Genomic DNA, 23,401 nt, shown 5'->3' on the forward strand with positions numbered 1-23,401 from the left:
TGTCTGTGGGGTTGGCGGGGTCGCGCACGCGCACAGGAACAGAGGAGTTCGTTGCGGTGTTGTTGCCGAGCTGGCCAGCGGCGTTGTATCCCCATGACCAGGTATTCTCGTTTTCATCGACGGCCAATGAATGCCAACTTCCGGCGCTGATCTGTACGGCTTTCAGCCCTTTGCTCGTGTCTGTGGGGTTGGCGGGGTCGCGTACACGCACAGGAACAGAGGACTTCGCATAGTTGCCGCTGCTGTTGTTGCCGAGCTGGCCATACTGGTTGTTTCCCCAGGCGTATACGTATCCGTCGCTGCCCACGGCCAATGAATACCAACTTCCGGCGCTGATCTGTACGGCTTTCAGCCCTTTGCTCGTGTCTGTGGGGTTGGCGGGGTCGCGTACACGCACAGGAACATACGAAGAGCCGCTGCTGTTGTTGCCGAGCTGGCCATACTGGTTGTTTCCCCAGGCGTATACGTATCCGTCGCTACCCACGGCCAGCGAATGCCGCATTCCGACACTGACCTGCATGTAAGTGAAATTCGCAGGCATGCCTGCAGGCTTCTTGACCCTGATCGGCGTGGCCCGGCTGGTGGTCGTGCCGTCGCCGAGCTGGCCATAATTGTTTAATCCCCAGGCGTAGGCGTTTCCGTCGCTGCCCACCGCCAAGGAAAAACCAGAGCCACTATCACTCGGTGAGTCTATTGACCCACTAACCTGGCTGAATTTGATGCCGCTTCGACTGGCAGGCGGGGTGATGGTGGTCGTTGCGTTGCCAAGCTGGCTGCCCTTGTCGGGGCTGATGCTCCACTGGTTGTTCTGCGTGTTGGGTGTCCAGCGGGCGGTGAGGGTGAGGTTGTCTGTCACGGGCCTGCTGAAGTTGTAGGCGACTTCCCCGATGAACCATCCGTCGAACTGGTAGCCTTCACGCGTAGGGTTAGGTGAGGGCCGCTGCACCCTTCCCAACGGGTAAGTCACCGACTGCGGGTCTGGCTTCGAGCTTCCTCCGTTTATGTCGAAGTCGACTTCATAGATGGGTCCTTGTTGGTCGTCTCTGGTCAGCGGCTGGTCGACCGTGTAGTTGAGGCTTCTGGTGAAAGGTTGGCCATCCTGACTGCCGGCGATGAGAATGGTTGCTTGTCCGGGCTGGCGGGCGAGTATGTCCGCTCGCCAAGCGCCGTCGGTCTTGTAGAGTTTGAGCGGCTGGCCGCCCATGCTGGCTGATTCCAGGGTGGGCGCTGTAGTGGTGTCGAGTCTGGCTGGCTTGCCGGGTTGGTCTTGCTCGACCCACTCCCAGGAGAATATATCGCCCTGCCGGTCAACAGCGGTGACTCTACCGTTGATGCTGACGGCCAGTGTATATTGCTGGTTCCTATTGTCTGCCCGCATAGGGGTTTCTCCGGGCTTCCAGGCCCAGTTATGACCGTCCGTGTCGGTGATGACGGCCTGGCTGCCGTTGCAGGCGATCCTTCCGGTCTTCATGCCTTCCGGCAATCTGACGACTGCAGAGTTGGTTGCATTGTTGTCCAGGTACCAGGCCTGCCCATCCGCTTCCAGGAGCAGGAACCCTTTGCTGAGGACTTGGGCTTGGATGATGCGGATCTTGGGGTTTTGCTTGATGTGTTCGGGTTCGGCTTTCTTGGTACTGCTCGTTTCCTGGGTCCAGGCCTGTCCGTCCGCGTCGACGATGAGAATCCGGCTGGTGGAGGCGACGGCGCTGACGGCCGCCTGCCCGGGCAGGCTGGTTGCGGCCTGCTGCATGAGTTTCGGATTCTGATTCTGGCTGTCGGCATCGCTGGCCTGGAAGGTGTGGACCTGTCCTTGTCGGTCCACTGCCAGCAAAAGGTAATCGTTCAGGCTGATGCTGGTGAACCTGGCATTCTGGTTGGTGTCGAGAGTCGCGGGTTCGTGCTGTCCGCTGGCCCAGGTGTAGATGTGCTGGTCGGATCCCAAAGCTGCGTGCCAACGGTTGCCGGTTGCAACTTGCAGGTAGCGGAACCCGGCAGGAGCCTGGGCGGGGAAAGGAACCTGCACGGGTGTGCTGTCTTGGGTCCAGGTGTAGATGCGGCCGTCGCCGGTCAGGCCAAGGATCTGCTCACCTTTGGCTTGGACGCTGGTGTAGTAGGGTTCCTGCGGACTGGGCGGGCTGATGGTCAGGAGGGCGCCGGAAGCGGGCCCATGATCCGGGCTTAGCGTCCAATCTGTTATTTGTGTCCACTTGGCTTTCAGGGTCGTGTCCTGGAGGATAGGGGTCTGGAAGTCGAAAGGCTGGCCGTCATGGGTCCATCCGTCGAACTGGAAGCCGGGACGCTGAGGATTGTGCAGCGGGGGAGTGACAAGGGTACCGGTTTTCACGGTTGACTGAGTCGGCTTGCTCCCTTCGGCCGGGTCGAAACGCACTACATGCGCGGCTTGACCATGCGTCTTATCGGCTGATTTAGCCGGAGCGGATTCTGGATTGTCTATCGTCGATGATGGGGTGTCTGGGTTTGGTGTTGCTGGGCTTAATGGCGTGAAGGTTTGTATTGGTGATGGCGAGGGCAGTGCGGCGTCTGGTGTGCTGCTGGGGGAAATGCCGGGGGTTTGCTCAGCTACGCGAGGGGTCTGACGACCCCCCCCCCCCGGTGAGGATGGGAGCGTCCGCCTGGGCGGATGCGACGCCCAGGCCTGCCAGCATTCCTAGCAGGACGGTCGTCATCGCCATGATGCGACGCAGACGGGAAACCAGATGCATGAAACCAAAACCCCTTCATCAAACACCAAACGGAATCAATTCCGCTTGCCTATCAAAGTTCTGCCTGCCAACGCCAACCCTGCATCACATCGCAGGAGCTAATGGCGCAAACCAGCCGTCTTCTCGACGTCCCCCGCTTTTCACCCTACCACCCAGCCCACAGACAACACACGATCGAGGTCCAACCGCCCGGAGACAATGAACCCGACTGATCTCAAAGAAAGGAGCCAGTGTATGACCAACCAGGGATACTATCTGCCGGGACTCTACGTTCGGGAGGGGTCCATCCCCGTTCCCTTGGACTGGGCGGGCAGTGAACCTGGCGTCTGGCGAGCCGAAGATCATTCGGACCAGGCGGTCATCCGCTGCTTCTACCGCGTGGTCTGCGCCCCCGAGCACATCCACGACGACCTGCCGCTGCTGGTCTACCTGCAGGGCGGCCCCGGCTCGGGCGCCCCACGGCCGTTGAACGCCACTGCCGACGGGTGGATGGCCGAGGCCCTGCGCCACTTCCGCATTGTCCTGCCCGACCAGCGGGGTACGGGCCGGTCCAGCGCCATCGACGGCTCCACCATGGCCTCCCTGGGCGAGCCCCGGGCCCAGGCAGATTATCTGAAGCATTTTCTGGCGGACTCCATCATTCGGGACTTCGAGCACCTGCGTCGCACGGTTTTCGCCGGCCGTCCCTGGGTGACCCTTGGGCAGAGTTTCGGCGGCTTCCTGACCATGGCCTACCTGTCGAACTACCCCCAGGGGCTGGCTGCGGCTTTTACCACCGGGGGCGTGCCCCACATCCCCGCTGATGCCTATGAGCTCTACTCCCATACCTTCACCAAGATGGCCCAGCGGTCCCAGATCTTCTATCAGCGCTATCCAGGGGACCGAGACCGTGTGGCGGCCATTGCCGACCGGCTGGCCCAGGGCGATGTGGTTCTGCCCGGCGGCGACCCCCTGAGCGTGGAGCGGCTGCAGACCCTGGGCGCCGACCTTGGCAAGAGCGGCGGGTTCGAGCGTCTCCACTGGCTGCTGGACACGGCCTTCCTGGACGGCGACGGCAGCCTGCCCGCTTCCGGCGCCAGCAGCTCCCGGGCCATCCTCTCGCAGGCCTTCCTGGAGGGGGTGCGGGCGGCCACTGCGGTTACGCCGCTCTACTGGCCCCTGCAGGAGTTCATCTACGCCGATGGGGACTGCGAACCCCTGCGCTGGGCTGCGCAGCGGGTGCGCGATGCCCGTCCTGAATTCGACACTGCTGCCCGCCCGCTCATGTTCACCGGGGAGGCGATCTTCCCCTGGATGTTCGAGCAGGAGTCGGCCCTGCGCCCCTTCGGCCAAGCGGTCAGCCTGCTCATGGAGGAGGGCTCCTGGGGCCACCTGTACGATCCCGAGCGTCTGGCCGACAATCAGGTTCCCCTGCAGGCCGCGGTCTATGCCGACGACCTCTACGTGCCCTCCGAGCTCCAGCTGGACACCCTCTCGCGTGTGGGTCACGCCCATGCCTGGGTGACCAACGAGTTCGAGCACGACGGCCTGCACGGGGATAGGGTCTTCGCCCACCTCTACCGGCTGGCCTTGGAGCGCGGCGATCTGGAGGGGCTCTTCCCGGCGCGCGGCTAGACTTGAGGGCATGAACACGGACTCATTGACTCTCGGATTCATCGGATACGGCAACATGGCCCAGGCCATGGCCCAGGGGCTGGTCGACGCAGGCGTGCTGCCCGGCGGCAGGATTGTGGCCTGCGCAGCCCACTACGATCGCCTGGTGGAGCGGACGGCCCAGCTGGGGGTGCGGCCCATGCACTCCGGCACCGAGGTGGCTGCGGCCGCCGACCTGGTGATTCTGGCCGTCAAGCCTGGGCAGGTGGCCCAGGTCTGCGAGCCCATCCGCCACGAGCTGGCTGACCCGGACCGCATGGTCCTCTCGGTGGTGGGCGGCATGACCCTTGAGGACTATGCCGACATCCTGGAGGAGGGCACCCACCTGATCTGCGCCATCCCCAACACCCCCATTTCCGTAGGGCAGGGGGTTCTGGTCACCCAGGAGGACGATACCCTGACCGACCAGCAGCGGGAGCTCTTCACCCAGGTCTTCGACCCGGTGGCCATGATCGAGCGGCTGCCCCGGGAGCTGGTCTCGGTGGGCACGACCATCGCCGGATGCGCGCCCGCCTACACGGCCATGTACATGGAGGCCCTGGCCGACGCCGGGGTGGAGCATGGGCTGCCCAGGCAGGCGGCCTACCGGCTGGCGGCGCGCATGGTTCAGGGGACTGGAGCCCTCTACCTGGCCACCGGCACCAACCCCGGGGCCATGAAGGACGCGGTCTGCTCGCCGGGCGGAACCACCATCAAGGGGGTCGCCTCCCTGGAGAAGCACGGCTTCCGTGGAGCGGTCATCGAGGCCATCGATGCGGTGGAGCGCGGAGACTAGGGGGAGCCACGCCGGGGCAGTCCGGGCAATAGACTGGTGCATATGTCGTTAACCATAGGAATCGTCGGGCTGCCCAACGTTGGCAAGTCCACACTCTTCAACGCCCTCACCCGCAACAACGTTCTGGCGGAGAACTACCCCTTCGCCACCATCGAGCCCAACACCGGCATCGTGCCCCTGCCCGACGACCGGCTGCCCGTCCTGGCCAAGCTGGTCCACACGGACAAGATCGTGCCCGCCACGGTCACCTTCGTGGACATCGCCGGCATCGTCAAGGGGGCCTCGGAGGGGGAGGGGCTGGGCAACCAGTTCCTGGCCAACATCCGCGAGGCCGACGCCATCTGCGAGGTGGTCCGTGCCTTCAATGACGACGACATCGTCCACGTCAACGGCAAGGTGGATCCGGCCGACGACATCGACACCATCAACACCGAGCTGATCCTGGCCGACATGCAGACCATCGACAAGGCCCTGCCCAAGCTGGAGAAGGACCAGCGCGGCGGCAAGATCAAGCCCGCCTACCTGGACACCGTCCGCAAGGCCAAGGAGATTCTGGGCCAGGGCCGGACCATCGACCAGGCGGCCCAGGCCGGGGACATCGACAAGGATGAGCTCTACGACCTGCATCTGATGACGGCCAAGCCCTTCATCTACGTCTTCAACGTGGACGACGACGAGCTGCAGAACGGGGACATGAAGAAGCAGCTGGCCGACTCCGTGGCTCCGGCGCCCGCCATCTTCCTCAACGCCCAGTTCGAGTCCGAGCTGACCGAGCTGGATGAGGCCGATGCCCGTGAGATGCTGACCGACGCCGGGCTCAAGGAGTCCGGCCTGGACCAGCTGGCCCGGGTGGGCTTTGACATCCTCGGCCTGCAGACCTTCCTGACCGCCGGGGTCAAGGAGGTGCGCGCCTGGCAGATCCACAAGGGCTGGACCGCCCCCCAGGCCGCCGGGGTCATCCACACCGACTTCGAGAAGGGCTTCATCAAGGCCGAGGTGGTCTCCTACGACGACTTCGTGGCCGCCGACGGGTCCTACGCCAAGGTGCGCGAGGAGGGCAAGATGCGCCTTGAGGGCAAGGACTACGTCATGCAGGACGGCGACATCGTGGAGTTCAAGACCGGCATCCCCTCCGGCTCCAAGAAGTGAGCGCCAAGCCTGGGTTCGCCATTCGCCGGGGTCATGGGCTGCCGCTGATTTTCGTGCATGGGTCCGGCGTGGACCACCACATCTTCGATGAACTGGACCCCGTCTTCGAGCGGGTGGGCGGATTCGAGCGGATCTATCTGGATCAGCCCGGCTTCGGCCGCACGCCGCCCGACCCGTCCATCCTCGATCTGGACGGCCTAGCCCGGTGGCTGGATGACCAGGTGGACATTTTCAGCGGCGGCGGCCCCTTCGCCCTGGTGGGCAACTCCCTGGGCGGGCTGCTCAGCCGCCATGCCGCTGCCGGTCGACTGGACCGCTGCCGGGGGATGGCTCTGCTCTCCTCGGTGGTCGACCCGGTGACCGCCCACAGGCGCCTGCCCCCGCGTCAGGTGCTGGTCCGGGACGACCAGGGCCTGGCCGATGTGGACGAGTTCACCAGGCATGCCTACCGGCAGATGGCCGTGGTGGAGTCCCGGAAGCATCTTGAGGCCTACCAGCGCACCATCATGCCCGGTGTTCGTTCGGCCGATGCCGACACGGTGGCTCGAATGGAGGGGCATTACCGGCTGGATCTGGACTTCGACCAGGTCTGGTCCGGGTTCATAGCCCCTGTGCTCTTCGTCTGCGGCCGCCAGGACGACCGTGTGGGCTACCTGGACCAGTTCGATCTGGCCTGCCGCTTCCCCCGGGCTTCCTACTCGGTGTTGGACCGGGCCGGCCACAATGTGCAGATCGAACAGACCGCTCTGGTCTGCGACCTGCTGGAGGACTGGGCCAGGCAGGTGCTGAAAGGCTGAGTCTCTCCCGCTTTCGTCTGTCACTACAATGAACTGTGCATACAGGTTCGTTCAATGGCGACGAAGGGGAAGGACATGGCTGTCTGGGGATTGGATAGCGAACGCCTTAAGCGGCGTGCGCTTGCCATGCTCCGTTGGCTGCTGGACCCTGTCCGCCGCACGCCTGTGGTAGTGACAAGCGCCCTGCTGACGCTGCTGCTGACAGTCCTGATCGTCAACCTGATCCAGCCGGTGGATGCTGCTCATGCGGAACGAACCACAGCTGCGGGTGCTTCTAGCACGTCCACCGTTTCGGTCAGACAATTCCCCAAGGTGCATCAACCCCGTAAATCCGCCTCCTCCTCATCGGCCACAAAGAATCAGACAACGCAGCAGAAGCCAGACTCTGCTGCCACTTCCGCCCAGCCTGTCGATTGGCTCAAGCCTTCTCAGCAGGTCGGTTACCCGGATCCTGCGGCCCACCCCGGCCTCTCCCTGGAGGTCAGTCTTCAGGATCAGCGGGTCTATGTGCGCGACGGGTCTCAACTGCTCTACACCATGTATGCCTCGACGGGCATGGATGATTCCACGCCCAGGGGCAGCTTCCGCATCCAGTCTGAGCGCGGCGACCACTTCTACAACCCCAGCGAGGGGATGGGCGCCCGCTACTACACCAGCTTTCTGAACCACGGGGTCTTCCTCTTCCACTCGGTCCCCACAGATTCCAAGGGCAGCTACATCAAGGAGGAGGCCGATATGCTGGGCGTCCGCCCTGGCTCCCACGGCTGCATCCGGCTGACGGTGCCCGATGCTCGGTGGATCATGCAGTCCGTGCCCACCGGCACGCCCGTCCTGGTCAAGTGAATTCCTCTCGTAAACCGGGATAGCCGCGTCCAAAATGTGGCCATTCACCTGCGTGCCCGCCTTGGGTTTCCTATCTTTGCCCCTACCACAGAGAGAACTATCGAGAGGAAGTGGTCAGGAATCATGCAAAAGGTGCAGCGGTTCAGTGACTGGTTGACTAAGTGGTTCATCCTGGTGGTCCTAGCGTGGGCCGCCATCAACTTCTTTGTCCCGCAGATTAGCATTTGGGCCCGTAGCTACACCAACTACTTCCTGAGCATTATTCTCTTCGGCATGGGACTGACCCTGAGCCTGGACGATTTCAAGCGAATCCTCAAGATGCCGCTCATGGTCATCGTCGGCACCATAGCCCATTACCTGATTATGCCCCTGCTGGCCGTGCTGCTCTGCCGCATCTTCCGCCTGGACGGCATGATCGCCGTGGGAGTCATCCTGGTGGGCTGCTGCCCCTCGGGTACATCCTCCAACGTCATGTCCTACCTGTCGCGCGGCGACGTGGCCCTGGACGTGTCCATAGGCCTGCTCTCCACCCTGTGCGCGCCCTTCATGATCCCCATGCTGATGAACCTGCTGGCCAGCCAGTATGTGGCCATCCCCACCAAGCAGCTCTTCCTGACCGCCCTTGAGGTGGTGCTGATTCCCATCGCCCTGGGCCTGGCCGTCCACGCCTTCTTCAAGGAGAAGGTGCAGAAGGTGACCGTGGCCCTGCCAGCGGTCTCGCAGATCGCCATCCTGATCATCATCGGCGTGGTCGTCTCGGTCAACCATGCCAAGCTCTTCACCGCCGCCACGGCCCTGGTCCTGCCGGTGGTCATGCTCCACAACCTGTGCGGGTACGGGCTGGGCTTCCTCTTCAGCCGGCTCATGTACCGCCTCTACCCCAAGGGGTTCCGCTACGCCCAGCAGAAGGCCATCACCTTCGAGGTGGGCATGCAGGATTCCGGACTGGGCGCGACCCTGGCCCTGCAGGCTTTCGCCGCCGACCCGATCGTGGCCATCCCCTCAACCTTCTTCAGCGTCTGGCACAACATCTCCGGATCGGTACTGTCCGCCTGGTGGCGTCGGCATGACGACCGTCTGGGGATTGACGCTGACTCCGCCCAGGGTCGTCCGGAACCGGTTCGCGCCTGATTCTGGAACGCCTTGATTGCTGGCTGGACCTGCTATATGCCCGGTCCGGCCAGCAGGAAGCCCAGGGCCGTCAGCATGGGCGGCAGAAGAATTGATGCACCCAGATAGCCCAGAGCCGCCAGCTGCCGTCTCTGCCGGGCCAGGGCCAGCACCTCGTTGACCGCTGTCGAGAAAGTAGAGAAGCCGCCCAGCAGTCCTGTGGCCAGCAGCAGCCGTCCCCAGTTAGGCAGTCCGTGGAAGGCGGCCAGGGCGGCCACCAGTCCTGCAGCCAATCCGGCCAACAGGTTGATGATCATGGTCGACAGGGGCAGGTCCACCTGCCAGCGGGCCTTGACCAAGGTGTCCAGTAGGTAGCGCAGTCCGGCCCCCAGGCCGCCGCACAGGCAAATCAGCAAGGTAAATGTAAGGGTCATCGCGCACCCGCCTGGATGTGTGCGGCCAAACGCGCTCCCAGCGCGGCCATGGCCCAGGAGACCAGCAGGCCTCCGGCAAAGGAGATCAGCAGGTAGGCAAGGGTTGCCTGGACTTGACCGCCCGACAGGCCTTGGACCAGTTCCAGCGAGAGGGTGGACATGGTCGATAGCCCTCCGCACAGGCCCATGCCCAGGCCCTTGTCGGTCAGCTGTCTTCGGCGTGCATGCCTGATTTTGGGCAGCCCGGTCAGGAAGGCGGTCAGCAGGGCGTAGCCTGCGCAGGCGATCAGGTTGGCCAAGAGGGTTCCCGGATGCAAGGGTCCGGTCTGGCCCGGCAGCAGGCTCAGGGCGTACCGGCAGCCTGTGCCCAGGGTTCCGCCCAGCATCACCACCAGGGCTGTGGCCATGTCAGGTCCGGTAGGGGGTTTGGTCATTGGAGGCCTCGGTTCCCGACGGATCAGCGTCCGCAGGGTCGGGCTGAAAGACATGCGCCTGCACCCGGCCCGCAGACGGGGTCGTCGAATCATTGTGCAGGAACTATCAGCAGTGTGCGGTTCGGGGTCCAAGCCCCGGGCGGGTTCCATCGCCCAGGGCTCATTCTATGAGCGGAAGGGGACCGCGACTGCCCCAGATGTTCACTCGGTGTGGTTCTCTGGGTCCAGGGTCAGCCGGTCGTCGTCGGCATCGTAGTCGAAGAGCTCGCCATAGCGGCCCCAGGTGATGGCGGTATCGAACTGCTGGACGGCCTCCTTGTCCGAGTGGTGGGCCCGCAGCAGGTCCAGGATCAGGGAGCCGTGCAGGCTCTTGTCGTCGCTGTTCTTCAAGGCCCGGTCGATGATGCGGATCAGCGGAACATGATCCATCAGCATGCGTGAGAACATTTCCTTGCTCTCCAGGATGTCCGCGTCGTGCCAGGCCCGGCCCTGGTCGGTCAGCCTGACATGCCCGTTGTCCGCCTGGAAGATGCCCAGCATGAGCCCGGCATCGATCAAGGGGAAGAGGTCGTCCACCTCGAAGGAGAGCTTGGCGGCCAGGTCGGCCAGGTCCATGCCGTTGGGCTGGTTGACCATGACATCGGCCAGACCGGCCAGGCCGCCGGGGGTGGCATCGGGCAGGTTGCGCTCGGCAGTGTCCTCGTCCCGCACCGAGTCCCGCACGGCCTGACGGTTGCGCACCTTGGTCTGCAGACGGCGGCGGATGTCCTCGCTGTCGCGCTGGCCGGTCAGGATGGAGTAGAGGTAGTCCACGCAGGACTGGAAGAGGTCGGACTGTTTGTCACGAGGCCTGTCCAGGTTGATGGGCACGTTGGCGATGACCCGGCCGGGATGCGAGTCCAGGACCAGGACCCGGTCGGCCATCTCCACGGCCTCTTCGATGTTGTGGGTGACAATCAAAACCGACTTGACGCTGCCTGCCTCCTCGGACCAGACCTTGAGGACCTCCTGGCGGAGATTCTCGGCAGTCAGCACGTCCAGGGCCGAGAAGGGCTCGTCCATGAAGAGGGCGTCCGGCTTGAGGACCAGGGCACGGGCGATGCCCACGCGCTGGCGCATGCCGCCGGAGAGCTCCTTGGGGTAGGCGCTCTCGAAGCCGTCCAGACCGATGGCGTCGATGGCGGCCAGGGAGAGTTTCTCCCGCTCCTTTTTGGGCACGCCCCGGGCCTGCAGACCCAGCTCGACGTTGTCCTTGACGGTCAGCCAGGGCATCAGGGCGAAGCTCTGGAAGACCAGAGCCACGCCGGGGTTGGGCCCGTCCAGCTGCTTGCCCCGGTATTCGACGCTGCCCTTGCTGGCCGGGACCAGGCCGGCCAGGATGCGCAGCAGGGTGGACTTGCCGGCGCCTGAGCGGCCCAGGATGGCCACCACCTCGCCCTCGTGCAGGGTGAAGTCGATGCTGTCCAGGACGGTCAGCTCCGCGCCCTTGTCGGACTGGTAGGTCTTGGTCACGTGCTCGGCCGTGATGATCCCGTTGGAATTGATCTTGGTCATTGTCGAACCTCTCAGACTTCTCATGTCAGGGAATAGCGCCGTTGTGCCAGTGATTGCAGGGGAGACCAGAAGAACCGGTCGGCCAGGACCACGAAGATGCTCATGACGGCCACCCCCAGGATGATGCGGGGGGTGTCGCCGGTGGCGGTCACCTGGGCGATGTAGGCACCCAGGCCCTTGGCCGTCAGCTCGGTCTTGCCGTAGGAGACCACCTCGGAGACGATGGAGGCGTTCCAGGCCCCGCCCGCCGCGGTGATGCCGCCGGTGCACCAGGAGCCGAACAGGGCCGGCAGGATCAGGGTCTTCCATCGCTGCCAGCGGTTCTGGCCCAGGCTGCGCGACATCTCCAGCAGGTCGTCGGGGATGGCCGAGGCCCCGGCGATGACGTTGAAGAGGATGTACCACTGGGTGCCCAGGGCCATGAGCAGGATGCTGCCCCAGTTGATGTCGATCCGCCAGATGATGAAGACCATGGTGACGAAGGGGAAGATGAAGTTGGCCGGGAAGGAAGCCAGGATCTGCACCAGGGGCTGCAGGTAGCGGGAGATGCGCGGATTCATGCCGATCAGGGCACCGATGGGCACCCAGACGATGGTGCAGACCACCATCAGGATCAGCACTCGCAGGAAGGTCAGCAGGCCCAGCTGGAAGACGTGGCCGACCTCGCCCAGGCCCAGCGGGCGGATGACCAGGCGGTCCAGCTGCCAGAGACCCCACAGGCCGATCAGGGCCAGGCAGGCCCACCAGACCAGGTCGCTTGCCCGTCTGCGTCCGCCGCCACGGCTCCAGCGCGCCCCGGTGCGGCCCAGGGGGCGGGTGATCCGGTCCAGCAGGTCGGCCAGGGGATGGCCCACCAGGCCCAAGAGGTCCTTGACCCCGGACAGGCGGATGATCGTCAGCACCAGGCTGCGCCGGGGCTCGGTGGACTGGCTGCTGGTGTAGCGGAACTTCTCGGCCCAGGCGGTCAGCGGCTTCCAGAGCAGGAAGTCAATCAACAGGACCACCACGATCATGGTCAGGATGGCCAGGCCCACCTTGCCCAGGTCCTGCTCGGCGGTGGCCTCCTCCACGAAGGAACCGATGCCGGGCAGGGCCAGGGTTTTGTTGTTGACCGAGATCATCTCGGAGGCGGTCAGGAAGAACCAGCCCCCGCCCATGCTCATCATGCAGTTCCAGAGCAGGGGGATCATGGAGTTGGGCACGTCCAGCTTCCAGAAGCGCTGCCAGCGGGTCAGGCGCATCAGCCTCACCGCCTCGTCCAGGTCGGCGGGCTCGCTGGTCAGGGAGTTATAGAAGGAGAAGGCCATGTTCCAGGCCTGGCTGGTGAAGATGGCGAAGATGGAGGCCGCCTCCACGCCCATGATGGACCCGGGGAAGAGGACTAGCCAGATGGAGATGGTGGCCGACAGGAAGCCCAGGACGGGCACCGACTGCAGGATGTCCAGCAGGGGGATGAGCACGGCGCCCAGGCGACGGGAGCGCGCGGCGGCCAGTCCGTAGAGGAAGGCGAAGACCAGGGAGATGATCAGGGCCGTGAACATGCGGAAGAGGGAGCGCAGCGCGTAGTAGGGCAGGTTGGCCGGGTCGGTGGAGACGTGCGAGGGTACGCCTGCGGGGCCGATGGGCGCGCCCAGGGCGGGCAGCAGATAGGCCAGGGCCCCCAGCAGGACCAGAGCGCCTATGGCTACGGCCAGACCCGTCCATATGCGGGTGGAGCGCGATGCCTGGCTGCGGTCGTCGTTCAGTGGCGAACGGAGCATTCCTGGCAGTGCGACAGTATTCACGATGGCCTCCCTCCAAGGTGCGGAACATCCCTGTCGGCAGCCTCGAAGACGGCGTGGCGATCGGCCATGAGCCGACCATTGTCATCGTTCAAGCTTCGGCTTCGCATGGTATTTGGCCCTGCATTAGTCCCTGCCTTGATCCGACGGGGACTGTTGACCTGCGCGGGGTGTCTCCACCACTTTGCGGCAGCATGCCTTGTCCATGCGGTAGCTTCACCTACCGACCACCCAATAACATAGATGGGCCCAGGAGCCGTGTCAAGCATTTGCCAAACCGGTGTTGCCGTCCTTGCCAGGACTGACAATGACAAGGGTCTGCGCGCAGTCGGTGCAGGCGCGAAATGAATGTAAGGAGCGAATCCCTATGAAGATCGTGGCAGTCACGGCCAACCCCGAACCCAAGAGTCTGACCGATGCGGCGGGCAACGCCCTGCTGGACGGGGCGGCCGAGGGCGGGGCTCGCACCGAGTTGATCGACCTTTGCGCCGAGGGGTTCAATCCCGTCTTCGGCATGGAGGACAGGACCCATTACCTGGGCCAGGGACCCATGCCCGAGGATGTCCAGGCCATGCAGGAGCGGATCAAGGATGCGGACGTGCTAGCCCTGGTCTTCCCGGTCTACTGGTACAGCATGCCGGCCATCATGAAGGGCTTCATCGACCGGGTCATCTGCCGGGGCTTCGCTTACCACGCTGACGGAACTCCAGGTGCCTTGGCCGGACGTCGCGTGGAGCTGGTCATGCTGACCGGCGGCGACAAGGAATGGTACCAGTCCAGCGGCATCAGCGAGGCCCTGGACAACCAGCTGCGCAGGCAGACCTTCCTCAAGTACTGCCAGGCCGCGCAGGTGGAGACCATCTATGTGGACAACCTGGACTCGGGCAACGACGAGCAGCAGGCGCGTGAGGCCGCCGACCGGCACCTGGTGGCCCTGGCCCTCAAGGGTCGTCAGCTGGCCGCAGGGACCGAGCCCGGAGCAGGCCAGGACGCCCAGTGACACTCAGCATCGGGTTCGTCTTCGATGACACCCTGGATGTGTTTGACGGGGTCCAGCAGCACATGCTGACCCTGGGACGGGAGCTGGGCAGGCGGGGCCACAGGGTCCAGTACCTGGTAGGCCAGACCGCCCATCCGCCGGTTGACGGGGTCCACTCGCTGTCCCGCAATGTCATGGTCTCCTTCAACGGCAACAGGATGCGCATACCGCTGCCAGCGCCCAAGGCGCCCATCCGCCGGGTCCTGGAGGCCGGGCACTTCGACCTGCTGCACGTTCAGGCCCCCTACAGCCCCTTTTTGGCAGGCCGGGTCATCCGCGCCGCGAACCCTTCAACGGCCCTGGTGGCCACCTACCACATCGCCCCCACGGGAAACCTGCAGCTGCTGGGCGGACGGCTGCTGGGGAAGATCAACCGCAGGACCCACAGGCGCATCGACAGGGTCATCGCGGTCTCGCCTGTGGCGGCCAGCTATGCCTGGCAGACTGCCGGCGTGCCCAGCAGGGTGGTGGCCAACCCCGTGGATGTGGCTGCTCTGCGCCGGGCCCGTCAGGCCGCTGGTGACCAGGAGGTGGCACGTCTGCACGGCCAGGGGCCGCATCTGGTCTTCCTGGGGCGGTTTGTGGCCCGCAAGGGGGCGGGGATCCTGCTGTCAGCCCTCCAGGCGGGGGAGCGGGCCGGCGTCCTTCCCGAGGGCCTGCATGTGACCATGGCCGGCAAGGGCCCGCTGCTGGAGGACTGCCGTCGGAAGGCCGCCGCCCTGCGCACGCCGGTGGCCTTCCCCGGCTTTGTGGACGAGAAGGACAAGCCCGCCCTGCTGGCCTCCTCCGACCTGACCGTCTTCCCCTCCACCGGGGGCGAGTCCTTTGGCATCGTCCTGCTGGAGGCCATCGCCTCGGGCACGGCTCCGGTCCTGGCCGGGGACAATCCCGGCTACCGGTCCACCCTGATGGGCGACGAGCGGGCTCTGGTGCCCGTCGACTCGCCCAACACCCCCGGACTGCTGGCCCGGCGAATCACCCAGGCCTTGGGGGACCCCTCCTGGAGGCGGAACGTGCGCCATGACCAGCTGGCGCTCTTGGATCGCTACGACGTGACCACCGTGGCTGATCAGGTGGAGGAGGTATACCGGCAAGCCATTCAAGACCGCCGTCTCATGTAGGGTAGGTACATGTCATTCTTTGATTTCTTCGGTTCCATGTTCGACCCTGAGGGCGGTCCAGGCGGACCAGGCCGGCGTCGCAATGACGACGACCCGGTCATCCTGCATGTGCAGACCGATGGGGAGGGTCCCGACCAAGGGGGCGGCAGCACGCCCCGTTTCCGCTTCGCCGGACCAGGTGACCCCCGGCTGACCTCCCGCAAGAAGGACAGTAACGGACCTTCCCGGGGCATGCGGATTCTGGCCGTGGTCGTGGCCGTCGTCCTGGTCGTCCTCCTACTCCTGTTCGGGCTCAGCCGTTTCATCACCGATGTCATGTGGTTCTCCCAGCTGGGGGCGGCACGGATTGTCTGGACCCAGCTGGGCATCAAGGTGGGCTTGTGGCTGGCCTACGCCCTGCTGCTGGCTGCGGTGACCCTGTTCTCGGCCTTCCTGGCCATCCGCAGCCGTCCCGATTCGCCCGACGGGTCCACCATCAGGGTCAGGGGCGATCTGATCGAGGTCGGCAAGGGGGTCTCTTCACGCAAGGCGCTCAAGGTGGCCGCGGTGGTTTCCCTGGTCGTCGGTGTGTTCTTCGGTTTCCAGTTCAACGCTGACTGGAAGCAGGTGCTCCTGCTCTTCAACGCCCAGTCCTTCGGGGTGCGCGATCCCCAGTTTGGCCTGGACAACGGCTTCTACGTCTTCATCCTGCCCGGCCTGCGGCTGCTGGTCTCCTCCCTGCTGATGATGCTGCTGGCGGCCACGGTCTTCAGCCTGGTCACCAACTTCCTCATGGGCGGTATTCGCTTGACCATGCCCGTGCAGGGCCGCGGCATTCTGGAGATGACCCGTGCCGCCCGCAGACAGGTAGCCGTCTGGCTGGTCCTGTTCATGTTGGTTTGGGCCGGCGACACGGCCCTGGGCGTCTTCGGCAGGCTGACCGAGGAGGGCGATCGGATCACCGGCGCCTCCTACACTTCAGTCAAGGCGGCCATTCCCGTCACCCTGATCATGGCTGTGGTCATGGCTTTGCTAGGCATCATCCTGGCTGTCTGGATTCTGAGATCGCCCACCCTGGAACCGGGCCGTGTCCATGCAGGATCGCTGGGGTCGGCCGTCAAGCAGTGGCGGGTTCCCGTCCTTGCTGTAGCCGTCACCGTTGTGCTGTCCCTGCTGCTGACCGTTTTCTGGCCGGCGCTGGTCCAGCGCTTCCGGGTCAACCCCAATGCCCAGGAGATGGAGTCCGCCTACATCCAGCGCAACATCACCGCCACCGCCCAGGCCTATGGGCTGGACAGGCTGAAGACTGAGGCCTATGACGCCACCACCGAGGTCCAGTCGGGCGCCCTCTCCCGTGATGCCGAGACCACGGCACAGATCCGTTTGCTGGATCCCCAGGTGGTTTCGCCAACCTTCCGTCAGCTGCAGCAGTCCAAGCAGTACTACACCTTTGAGGACACCCTGGCCGTCGACAAGTATGACATTGACGGAGTCAGCCAGGACACAGTCATCGGCGCCCGTGAGCTGGACCTGGAGGGCAATGATAACCGCAACTGGGTCAACGACCACACGGTCTTCACCCACGGCTACGGGATCGTGGCCGCCTACGGCAACAAGGTCACCCCGGACGGGCAGCCCGAGTTCTTCGAGCAGGACATCCCCACGAAGGGCAAACTGACCGACAGCCAGCACTACGAGCCGCGAATCTACTTCTCGCCCAACGCGCCCGAGTACTCCATTGTCGGCGCGCCCCAGGGCTCCTCGGGCTGGGAATTCGACTATCCCACCGGCTCCAAGGGAGCCACCAACACCTTCAAGGGCAACGGCGGCCCCTCGGTGGGCAACTTCCTGGCCCGGGTCCTCTACGCCATCCGTTTTGGATCCGACCAGATCCTCTTCTCGGACCGCGTCACCCCCGACTCGCAGATCCTCTACAACCGCTCGCCCAAGGAGCGCGTGGCCCAGATCGCCCCCTATCTGACCCTGGACGGTCGCGTCTACCCGGCTGTGGTGGATGGACGGGTCAAGTGGATCGTCGACGGCTACACCACCTCCGACGCCTACCCTTACTCCCAGAAGGTGGATCTGGGGCCCATCACCCAGGACACGACGACCCTGAGCTCGGAGGCCGTCAAGGGCCTGGGCTCCCAGAAGGCCAACTACATCCGCAATTCCGTCAAGGCTACGGTCGATGCCTACGACGGATCGGTGGATCTGTATGCCTGGGATGCCAAGGATCCGGTGCTCAAAGCCTGGCAGAAGGTCTTCCCCGGCCAGTTCAAGCCGCTCTCGTCCATCTCGGGCGACCTGATGAGCCATATGCGCTACCCGGAGAGCCTGTTCAAGGTGCAGCGCCAGCTCCTGTCCCAGTACCACGTCAACTCGGCCAGCCAGTTCTTCTCCGGCGAGGACTTCTGGCAGACCCCCGTGGATCCGACCGGGACCAGCAAGGAGCAGAAGGCCGGGGTCAAGCAGCCTCCCTACTATCTGACCCTGCAGACCCCGGGGACCGACAAGCCCGCCTTCTCGCTGACCTCCACCTTCATCCCCGCCGGCACCTCCACCAGGGAGATCCTGACCGGGTTCCTGTCTGTGGATTCCGACGCCGGGTCGACCAAGGGGGTGATAGGCCCCGACTACGGGACCATCCGGCTGATGGAGCTGCCCAAGAATTCCAATGTGCCCGGCCCTGGGCAGGCGCAGAACAACTTCAACTCGGATGCTGCGGTCTCCACCGAGCTCAACCTGCTCCAGTCCGGGTCCACCAAGGTCAAACGCGGCAACCTGCTGACCCTGCCCATAGGCGGCGGGCTGATCTACATCCAGCCGGTCTACGTCCAGTCCAGCGGCGCCACCAGCTTCCCCCTGCTCAAGCGGGTTTTGGTGGCCTTCGGGGACAAGGTGTCTTCCTCGGCCACCCTGGATGCGGCTCTTGACAAGACCTTCCAGGGCAACTCGGGCGCATCGGCCGGCGATGCCGACAACACCGGACGCACCAATGCCGAGGCTGACCAGAGCAAGCAATCCGGTAAGGCCCCGGATAAGACCACCGGGTCTGGCGAGGCATCGGCCACAGGGGGGCAGGCCCTGAAACAGGCCCTGGACAAGGCCAACCAGGCCATGAGCGACGGCGATGCCGCCCTGAAGAAGGGCGACTTCAGCGCCTACGGCGAGGCGCAGAACCGTCTGCGCGAAGCCCTCAAAGAGGCCTCCGACCAGGAGGGCGGCAACAAGTGAGCGCCACCCCGCGCATCCGGCTCTGCCGTCGCGGGGACCTGGAGGCGGTCACCGCCATCTACAACCAGGCGGTCATGGACGGCGGTTCCACGGCGGATACAGCCCCGGTCAGCCTGGACCAGCGTCTGCAATGGTGGCTGGAGCACGATCCGGACCAGGGCCATCCGGTCATGGTCCTGGAGCAGGAGGGCCGGGTGATGGCCTTCGGCTCCCTGTCGGCCTACTACGACCGGTCCGGCTACCAGGAGACCTGCGAGCTGAGCTACTACGTGGATCGCGGCAGCCGTGGACGGGGCCTGGGCGCCCTGATGGTCCATTCCCTGCTGGAGCGCGCCCAGCAGGTGGGCATGCGTCTGGCCGTGGCCATCATCTTCGATGACAACTCGGCCTCCAAGGCCCTGCTGCACCGGTTCGGGTTCAGCCGCTTCGGCCTTCTGCCCCAGGCCGCCTGGGACCGGTTCGCCCTGCATGACGTCTCCTACTGGAGCCTGTCCCTTGAGCGAAACGGGGTCGGGGAGCCTGTGTAGAATCTCACCGTCCCGTTTGAGAGCAGGAGGTATCACCTACATGGCATCCGATTTCTGGCTGATAGCCGGACTGGGCAACCCGGGTGACGAATATAAGGGCACCAGGCACAACATGGGCTTCATGTGCGCCGATCTGCTGGCCGAACGCTGGTCGGTCAACCTGCGCGACCACAAGGGTCTGGCCCAGCTGGGCCGTGGCACCCTGGATCTTGGCGGGCGCCGCATACCCTTCTTCCTGGCCAAGCCGCTGACCTTCATGAACGACTCCGGCGATGCCCTGGCCTCCATCTGCTCCTACTACCACATACCGGTTGGCCGGGTCGTGGTCATCCATGACGACATGGACCTGGAGTTCGGCCGGATCAAGGTCAAGGCCGGCGGGTCCTCGGGCGGGCACAACGGCATCCGCTCCATCGACCGCTCCCTGGGCAGCAATGCCTACGCCCGGGTCCGCATGGGCGTGGGGCATGCCCGAGGAGGTCCTGACGCCCATCGGCGCACTGTGGACTGGGTTCTGGGCACCTTTGCCGGCGACCAGCGCAAGCGTCTGCCCGAGTTCCTGGCCGACGGGGCGGATGCGGCAGAAACCGTGATCATCAAGGGCCTAAGCCAGGCTCAGGAGCAGTTCAATGGTCGATGAGCATACCCAGAAGGCCGAGCCCCAGGAATCGCTGAACGGGTCCCTGCGTCCGCTCCTGGACGACCTGAAGGCGGATGCTGCCTTCACCAGATTGGTCCAAGGAGATTCCCAGCCTGCGGCCGATACCGACACCTCCCTCATGGTGCAGGCTCCCCAGGGCATCAGGCCCGCCCTGGCCGCCGCAGCTGCTGGACGTGCCCCGGTCGTTCTGGTGGTCCCCTCCGAACGGGACGCCCAGGAGATGGCCGGCTCCGTCCGCTCCTGGTACGAGGGTGACCCTGGCGACGTGGCCCTGCTGCGCTCCTGGGAGACCCTGCCTCACGAGCGGCTCTCTCCCCGGGCAGACACCGTGGCCTCCAGGATGGCCGTCTTCAGGCGGCTGGCCCATCCGGTCCAGGACGACCCTGACTTCGGACCCATCCGCATCCTGGTCATGCCCGTGCGCTCCCTGCTGCAGCCGGTGGTCAAGGGTCTGCAGGATGTGGAGCCCCTGGTCTTCCTGCGCGGCCAGGACCTGCCTCTGGACCAGGCGGTCGAAGCGCTGGTCCGCAACGCTTACACCCGGGTGGATCTGGTCATGGAGCGCGGCCAGTTCGCCGTTCGAGGCGGCATCCTGGATGTCTTCGTCCCTACCATGGCCCACCCGGTGCGCATCGAGTTCTTCGGCGACGAGGTGGACACCATCCGCAGCTTCCACGCCTCCGACCAGCGCACCTACGGCCCTGACCTGGACCGGATCTGGGCGCCGCCCTGCCGCGAGCTGCAGCTGACCGACCAGGTCCGCGCCCGCGCCCGCTCCCTGATCGGGAGCATCCCCAACGCCGACGATATGCTGGAGTCCATCGCCCAGGCCATTCCGGTGGAGGGCATGGAGTCCCTCCTGCCTGCCCTGGTCGACGACCTGGTGCCGGTAGGGTCCATGCTGCCCGAGGGCGCTCTGATTCTGCTGTCGGAGCCGCAGCTGCTGGCCCGCTCCGCCCAGGACCTGGTCAAGACCGCCAACGAGTTCCTGGCCGCCAGCTGGCATGTGGCCGCCTCCGGGCAGGGCTCGGGCGCGCCCATCAGCTTCGACAGGGCCAGCTTCCTGGACTACGACGAGGTCATCTCATCCCAGGAGTACCGCAAGGGGGAGGTCTGGAAGCTGACCGACCTGTCGGTGGACCCGGACCGCCAGGGAGCCGAGCGTCTGGATGCCCTGGCGCCGGACCAGTACCGAGGCGACGAGGATCGGGCCGCCTCGGGCATCGCCTCCCTGCTGGAGCGCGGCGACCGGGTTGTGGTGACCGCTCCGGCCCAGGGAACCCTGAGCCGTCTGCGTCGGGCCGTGCAGACCACCGGTGTTGTCGGGGTGGAGTATCACCGCTCCCTGGCCGTGGACGGCTTCGTAGACCAGTCCGCCCACCTGGCTCTGCTGACCGAGCGGGACCTGACCGGGCGCACCAGCGTGGCCGCAGGCAGCAAGACCTCCAACCGCCGGCGCAAGGCCATCGACCTGGACGAACTCAAACCCGGCGACTACGTGGTCCACGACCAGCACGGCATCGGCCGCTTCCTGGGCATGCGCCAGCGCAGCGTGGGCGTGGGCCCCAGCAAGGGCAGCCGGGAGTACCTGGTCCTGGAGTACGCACCCTCCAAACGCAACGCCCCGCCAGACAAGCTCTTCGTGCCGGCCGACCAGCTGGACCAGGTCAGCCGTTACATCGGCGCCGAGATCCCCAGGCTCAACAAGCTGGGCGGATCCGACTGGTCGGCCACCAAGGCCAAGGCCCGCAAGCATGTCCACAAGATCGCCCAGGGCCTGGTCAAGCTCTATTCGGCCCGGCAGCGCACCAAGGGCTTCGCCTTCAGCCCCGACACCCCCTGGCAGAAGGAGCTGGAGGATGCCTTCCCCTACCAGGAGACCCCCGACCAGCTGACCGCCATCGACGAGGTCAAGGCCGACATGGAGAAGCCGGTGCCCATGGACCGCCTGATCTGCGGGGATGTGGGCTTCGGCAAGACCGAAATAGCCATCCGCGCTGCCTTCAAGGCCGTTCAGGACGGCAAGCAGGTGGTGGTTCTGGTGCCCACGACCCTGCTGGTCCAGCAGCACTACCAGACCTTCACCGAGCGCTTCGAGGGCTTCCCGGTGGACGTGGCCGCCATGAGCCGTTTCCAGACCGCCAAGGAGAACCAGGCCACCATGGAGGGCCTGGCCAGCGGGGCCGTGGACGTGGTCATCGGCACCCACAAGCTGCTCAACCCCCGCATCCGCTTCAAGGATCTGGGCCTGATGATCGTGGACGAGGAGCAGCGCTTCGGCGTGGAGGCCAAGGAGACCCTCAAGGCCATGCGGACCAACGTGGACGTCCTGTCCCTGTCGGCCACGCCCATTCCGCGCACCCTGGAGATGGCCGTGACCGGCATCCGGGAGATGTCCACCCTGGCCACGCCCCCCGAGGACCGTCTGCCGGTGCTGACCTATGTGGGCGCCTACGAGGACGCCCAGGTGACTGCGGCCATTCGCCGCGAGCTTCTGCGCGGGGGGCAGATCTTCTACATTCACAACCGGGTGGAGGACATCGGCAAGATCTCAGCCAAGGTGCAGACCCTGGTCCCCGAGGCCAAGGTGGGCGTGGCCCACGGCAAGATGGGGGAGAAACAGCTGGACGGGGTCATTCGCGACTTCTGGCACCGGGACATCGATGTGCTGGTCTGCACCACCATCGTCGAGACCGGCCTTGATATCCCCAACGCCAACACGCTGATCGTGGACCGGGCCGACCGCTTCGGGCTCTCCCAGCTCCACCAGCTGCGCGGTCGGGTGGGGCGAGGCCGGGAGCGCGCCTACGCCTACTTCCTCTACGACCCCAGCAAGCCCATGACCCAGACCGCCCACGACCGGCTGGCCACCATCGCCCAGAACACGGCCCTGGGGTCCGGCTACGACGTGGCCATGAAGGACCTGGAGCTGCGCGGCACCGGCAACCTGCTGGGCGACGAGCAGTCCGGCCACATCGAGGGGGTCGGCTTCGACCTTTACGTGCGCATGGTTTCCGAGGCGGTGGAAGAGTACAAGGAGCCCGGGCGGACCGAGCCGGTCACCGTCAGCATCGACCTGCCCCTGGAGGCCTCCATTCCGGTGGACTACATCGACTCGGACAAGCTGCGTCTGGAGGCCTACCGCAAGCTGGCCTCGGCCCGCGACGAGCAGGATCTGCGCGACCTGCACGAGGAGCTGACCGACCGATACGGACGTCCGCCCGCCCAGTTCGACACCCTCTTCGCGGTGGCCAGGCTGCGGGCCAAGGCTCGCTCCCTGGGCATTGCGGAGATCGCCTCCCAGGGCTCCCGGGTGCGGATCAGGCCTGTGACCATGCCCGACTCCCTGCAGGCCAGGATCGCACGCATCTACAAGGGCAGCCAGTACCGCCCGGTGACGCAGACCCTGCTGATCCCGGCCCCCTTCGCGGGCTCCCTGGGTTCGGGACCCATGGATTCGGCGGCCATGACCGCCTGGGTGGACACCCTGCTGGACGACCTGGCCTGGGGGCTGCCCAAGTCCTCGGACGATGGCACGCCAACGGGTCCCGCGCCCGTCCAACAAAACTAGTATCCTGTAAGAG

The 23,401-nt window shown here is 65.2% G+C and carries 16 protein-coding genes, 1 pseudogene and 2 riboswitches; of the genes and pseudogenes, 12 read left to right on the top strand and 5 right to left on the bottom strand.

Features of this window, described 5'->3' with window-relative positions; genetic code table 11:
- Positions 1 to 2,723: pseudogene (locus AC0AII_RS03215) on the bottom strand (RCC1 domain-containing protein); the annotation flags it as partial.
- A 234-nt stretch (positions 2,724 to 2,957) separates the two neighbouring features.
- Between AC0AII_RS03215 and AC0AII_RS03220 the strand changes: the two are divergent.
- The 6 genes from AC0AII_RS03220 to AC0AII_RS03245 all read left to right on the top strand — a co-directional run bounded on the left by AC0AII_RS03220 (position 2,958) and on the right by AC0AII_RS03245 (position 9,071).
- Positions 2,958 to 4,337: an alpha/beta fold hydrolase gene (locus AC0AII_RS03220; RefSeq protein ID WP_490446100.1), complete on the top strand. Its 1,380-nt coding sequence runs from the start codon at positions 2,958 to 2,960 to the stop codon at positions 4,335 to 4,337.
- A 10-nt stretch (positions 4,338 to 4,347) separates the two neighbouring features.
- A complete protein-coding gene (gene proC / locus AC0AII_RS03225; RefSeq protein WP_490446101.1) occupies positions 4,348 to 5,151 on the top strand; it encodes a pyrroline-5-carboxylate reductase in 804 nt (267 codons plus the stop codon).
- 42 nt (positions 5,152 to 5,193) lie between these two features.
- Positions 5,194 to 6,300 (top strand): redox-regulated ATPase YchF, encoded by a 1,107-nt coding sequence (gene ychF / locus AC0AII_RS03230; RefSeq protein WP_490446102.1) that lies wholly within the window; start codon positions 5,194 to 5,196, stop codon positions 6,298 to 6,300.
- Positions 6,297 to 7,097 (top strand): alpha/beta fold hydrolase, encoded by an 801-nt coding sequence (locus AC0AII_RS03235; RefSeq protein ID WP_490446103.1) that lies wholly within the window; start codon positions 6,297 to 6,299, stop codon positions 7,095 to 7,097. The genes ychF and AC0AII_RS03235 overlap by 4 nt, the downstream gene beginning before the upstream one ends.
- A 54-nt stretch (positions 7,098 to 7,151) precedes the next feature.
- Positions 7,152 to 7,940, top strand: coding sequence for a L,D-transpeptidase (locus AC0AII_RS03240; RefSeq protein WP_490446104.1), 789 nt, complete (start codon positions 7,152 to 7,154; stop codon positions 7,938 to 7,940).
- A 123-nt stretch (positions 7,941 to 8,063) separates the two neighbouring features.
- Positions 8,064 to 9,071 carry a bile acid:sodium symporter family protein gene (locus tag AC0AII_RS03245; RefSeq protein WP_490446105.1) on the top strand — a complete coding sequence of 336 codons (1,008 nt, stop codon included), beginning with the start codon at positions 8,064 to 8,066 and terminating at the stop codon, positions 9,069 to 9,071.
- 32 nt (positions 9,072 to 9,103) lie between these two features.
- On the opposite strand, the gene AC0AII_RS03250 is transcribed toward AC0AII_RS03245, so the two are convergent.
- The 4 genes from AC0AII_RS03250 to AC0AII_RS03265 all read right to left on the bottom strand — a co-directional run bounded on the left by AC0AII_RS03250 (position 9,104) and on the right by AC0AII_RS03265 (position 13,232).
- Positions 9,104 to 9,484: a fluoride efflux transporter FluC gene (locus AC0AII_RS03250; protein WP_490446106.1), complete on the bottom strand. Its 381-nt coding sequence runs from the start codon at positions 9,482 to 9,484 to the stop codon at positions 9,104 to 9,106.
- Positions 9,481 to 9,918 carry a fluoride efflux transporter FluC gene (locus AC0AII_RS03255; protein ID WP_490446107.1) on the bottom strand — a complete coding sequence of 146 codons (438 nt, stop codon included), beginning with the start codon at positions 9,916 to 9,918 and terminating at the stop codon, positions 9,481 to 9,483. Before AC0AII_RS03255 ends, AC0AII_RS03250 begins: the two co-directional genes overlap by 4 nt.
- Before the next feature lie 90 nt (positions 9,919 to 10,008).
- A riboswitch (Fluoride riboswitch) is annotated at positions 10,009 to 10,081 on the bottom strand.
- Between the two features lie 38 nt (positions 10,082 to 10,119).
- Positions 10,120 to 11,472, bottom strand: coding sequence for an ABC transporter ATP-binding protein (locus AC0AII_RS03260; protein WP_390132468.1), 1,353 nt, complete (start codon positions 11,470 to 11,472; stop codon positions 10,120 to 10,122).
- Positions 11,473 to 11,492: 20 nt separating this feature from the next.
- Positions 11,493 to 13,232, bottom strand: coding sequence for an ABC transporter permease (locus tag AC0AII_RS03265; protein ID WP_490446299.1), 1,740 nt, complete (start codon positions 13,230 to 13,232; stop codon positions 11,493 to 11,495).
- A gap of 97 nt (positions 13,233 to 13,329) precedes the next feature.
- Positions 13,330 to 13,488, bottom strand: a riboswitch (M-box (ykoK) riboswitch).
- Between the two features lie 132 nt (positions 13,489 to 13,620).
- Between AC0AII_RS03265 and AC0AII_RS03270 the strand changes: the two genes are divergently transcribed.
- Genes AC0AII_RS03270 through mfd form a run of 6 tightly spaced genes read left to right on the top strand, consistent with a single transcriptional unit; the run spans position 13,621 to position 23,388 of the window.
- A complete protein-coding gene (locus AC0AII_RS03270) occupies positions 13,621 to 14,253 on the top strand; it encodes an NAD(P)H-dependent oxidoreductase (RefSeq protein ID WP_463318323.1) in 633 nt (210 codons plus the stop codon).
- On the top strand, positions 14,250 to 15,413 hold the full coding sequence (locus AC0AII_RS03275) for a glycosyltransferase family 4 protein (RefSeq protein ID WP_490446108.1): 1,164 nt from the start codon (positions 14,250 to 14,252) through the stop codon (positions 15,411 to 15,413). The genes AC0AII_RS03270 and AC0AII_RS03275 overlap by 4 nt, the downstream gene beginning before the upstream one ends.
- Before the next feature lie 9 nt (positions 15,414 to 15,422).
- Positions 15,423 to 18,629 carry a UPF0182 family membrane protein gene (locus tag AC0AII_RS03280; RefSeq protein WP_490446109.1) on the top strand — a complete coding sequence of 1,069 codons (3,207 nt, stop codon included), beginning with the start codon at positions 15,423 to 15,425 and terminating at the stop codon, positions 18,627 to 18,629.
- A complete protein-coding gene (locus AC0AII_RS03285; protein WP_490446110.1) occupies positions 18,626 to 19,156 on the top strand; it encodes a GNAT family N-acetyltransferase in 531 nt (176 codons plus the stop codon). Before AC0AII_RS03280 ends, AC0AII_RS03285 begins: the two co-directional genes overlap by 4 nt.
- Positions 19,157 to 19,196: 40 nt before the next feature.
- Positions 19,197 to 19,796: an aminoacyl-tRNA hydrolase gene (gene pth / locus AC0AII_RS03290; protein WP_490446111.1), complete on the top strand. Its 600-nt coding sequence runs from the start codon at positions 19,197 to 19,199 to the stop codon at positions 19,794 to 19,796.
- Complete coding sequence (gene mfd / locus AC0AII_RS03295; RefSeq protein WP_490446112.1) at positions 19,786 to 23,388, top strand: transcription-repair coupling factor; 3,603 nt, start codon at positions 19,786 to 19,788, stop codon at positions 23,386 to 23,388. The genes pth and mfd overlap by 11 nt, the downstream gene beginning before the upstream one ends.
- Positions 23,389 to 23,401 lie beyond the last annotated feature (13 nt).

The organism is Bifidobacterium sp. VU/mBH4 (B4) (genome assembly GCF_058199535.1).

Excerpts from the sequence above, each read along its gene's own strand:
- AC0AII_RS03270 (WP_463318323.1), top strand. The coding sequence starts at position 13,621 with ATGAAGATCGTGGCAGTCACGGCCAACCCCGAACCCAAGAGTCTGACC.
- AC0AII_RS03245 (WP_490446105.1), top strand. The coding sequence starts at position 8,064 with ATGCAAAAGGTGCAGCGGTTCAGTGACTGGTTGACTAAGTGGTTCATC.
- AC0AII_RS03255 (WP_490446107.1), bottom strand. The coding sequence starts at position 9,918 with ATGACCAAACCCCCTACCGGACCTGACATGGCCACAGCCCTGGTGGTG.
- ychF (WP_490446102.1), top strand. The coding sequence starts at position 5,194 with ATGTCGTTAACCATAGGAATCGTCGGGCTGCCCAACGTTGGCAAGTCC.
- pth (WP_490446111.1), top strand. The coding sequence starts at position 19,197 with ATGGCATCCGATTTCTGGCTGATAGCCGGACTGGGCAACCCGGGTGAC.
- proC (WP_490446101.1), top strand. The coding sequence starts at position 4,348 with ATGAACACGGACTCATTGACTCTCGGATTCATCGGATACGGCAACATG.
- mfd (WP_490446112.1), top strand. The coding sequence starts at position 19,786 with ATGGTCGATGAGCATACCCAGAAGGCCGAGCCCCAGGAATCGCTGAAC.
- AC0AII_RS03280 (WP_490446109.1), top strand. The coding sequence starts at position 15,423 with ATGTCATTCTTTGATTTCTTCGGTTCCATGTTCGACCCTGAGGGCGGT.
- AC0AII_RS03220 (WP_490446100.1), top strand. The coding sequence starts at position 2,958 with ATGACCAACCAGGGATACTATCTGCCGGGACTCTACGTTCGGGAGGGG.
- AC0AII_RS03265 (WP_490446299.1), bottom strand. The coding sequence starts at position 13,232 with ATGCTCCGTTCGCCACTGAACGACGACCGCAGCCAGGCATCGCGCTCC.
- AC0AII_RS03240 (WP_490446104.1), top strand. The coding sequence starts at position 7,152 with ATGGCGACGAAGGGGAAGGACATGGCTGTCTGGGGATTGGATAGCGAA.
- AC0AII_RS03250 (WP_490446106.1), bottom strand. The coding sequence starts at position 9,484 with ATGACCCTTACATTTACCTTGCTGATTTGCCTGTGCGGCGGCCTGGGG.
- AC0AII_RS03260 (WP_390132468.1), bottom strand. The coding sequence starts at position 11,472 with ATGACCAAGATCAATTCCAACGGGATCATCACGGCCGAGCACGTGACC.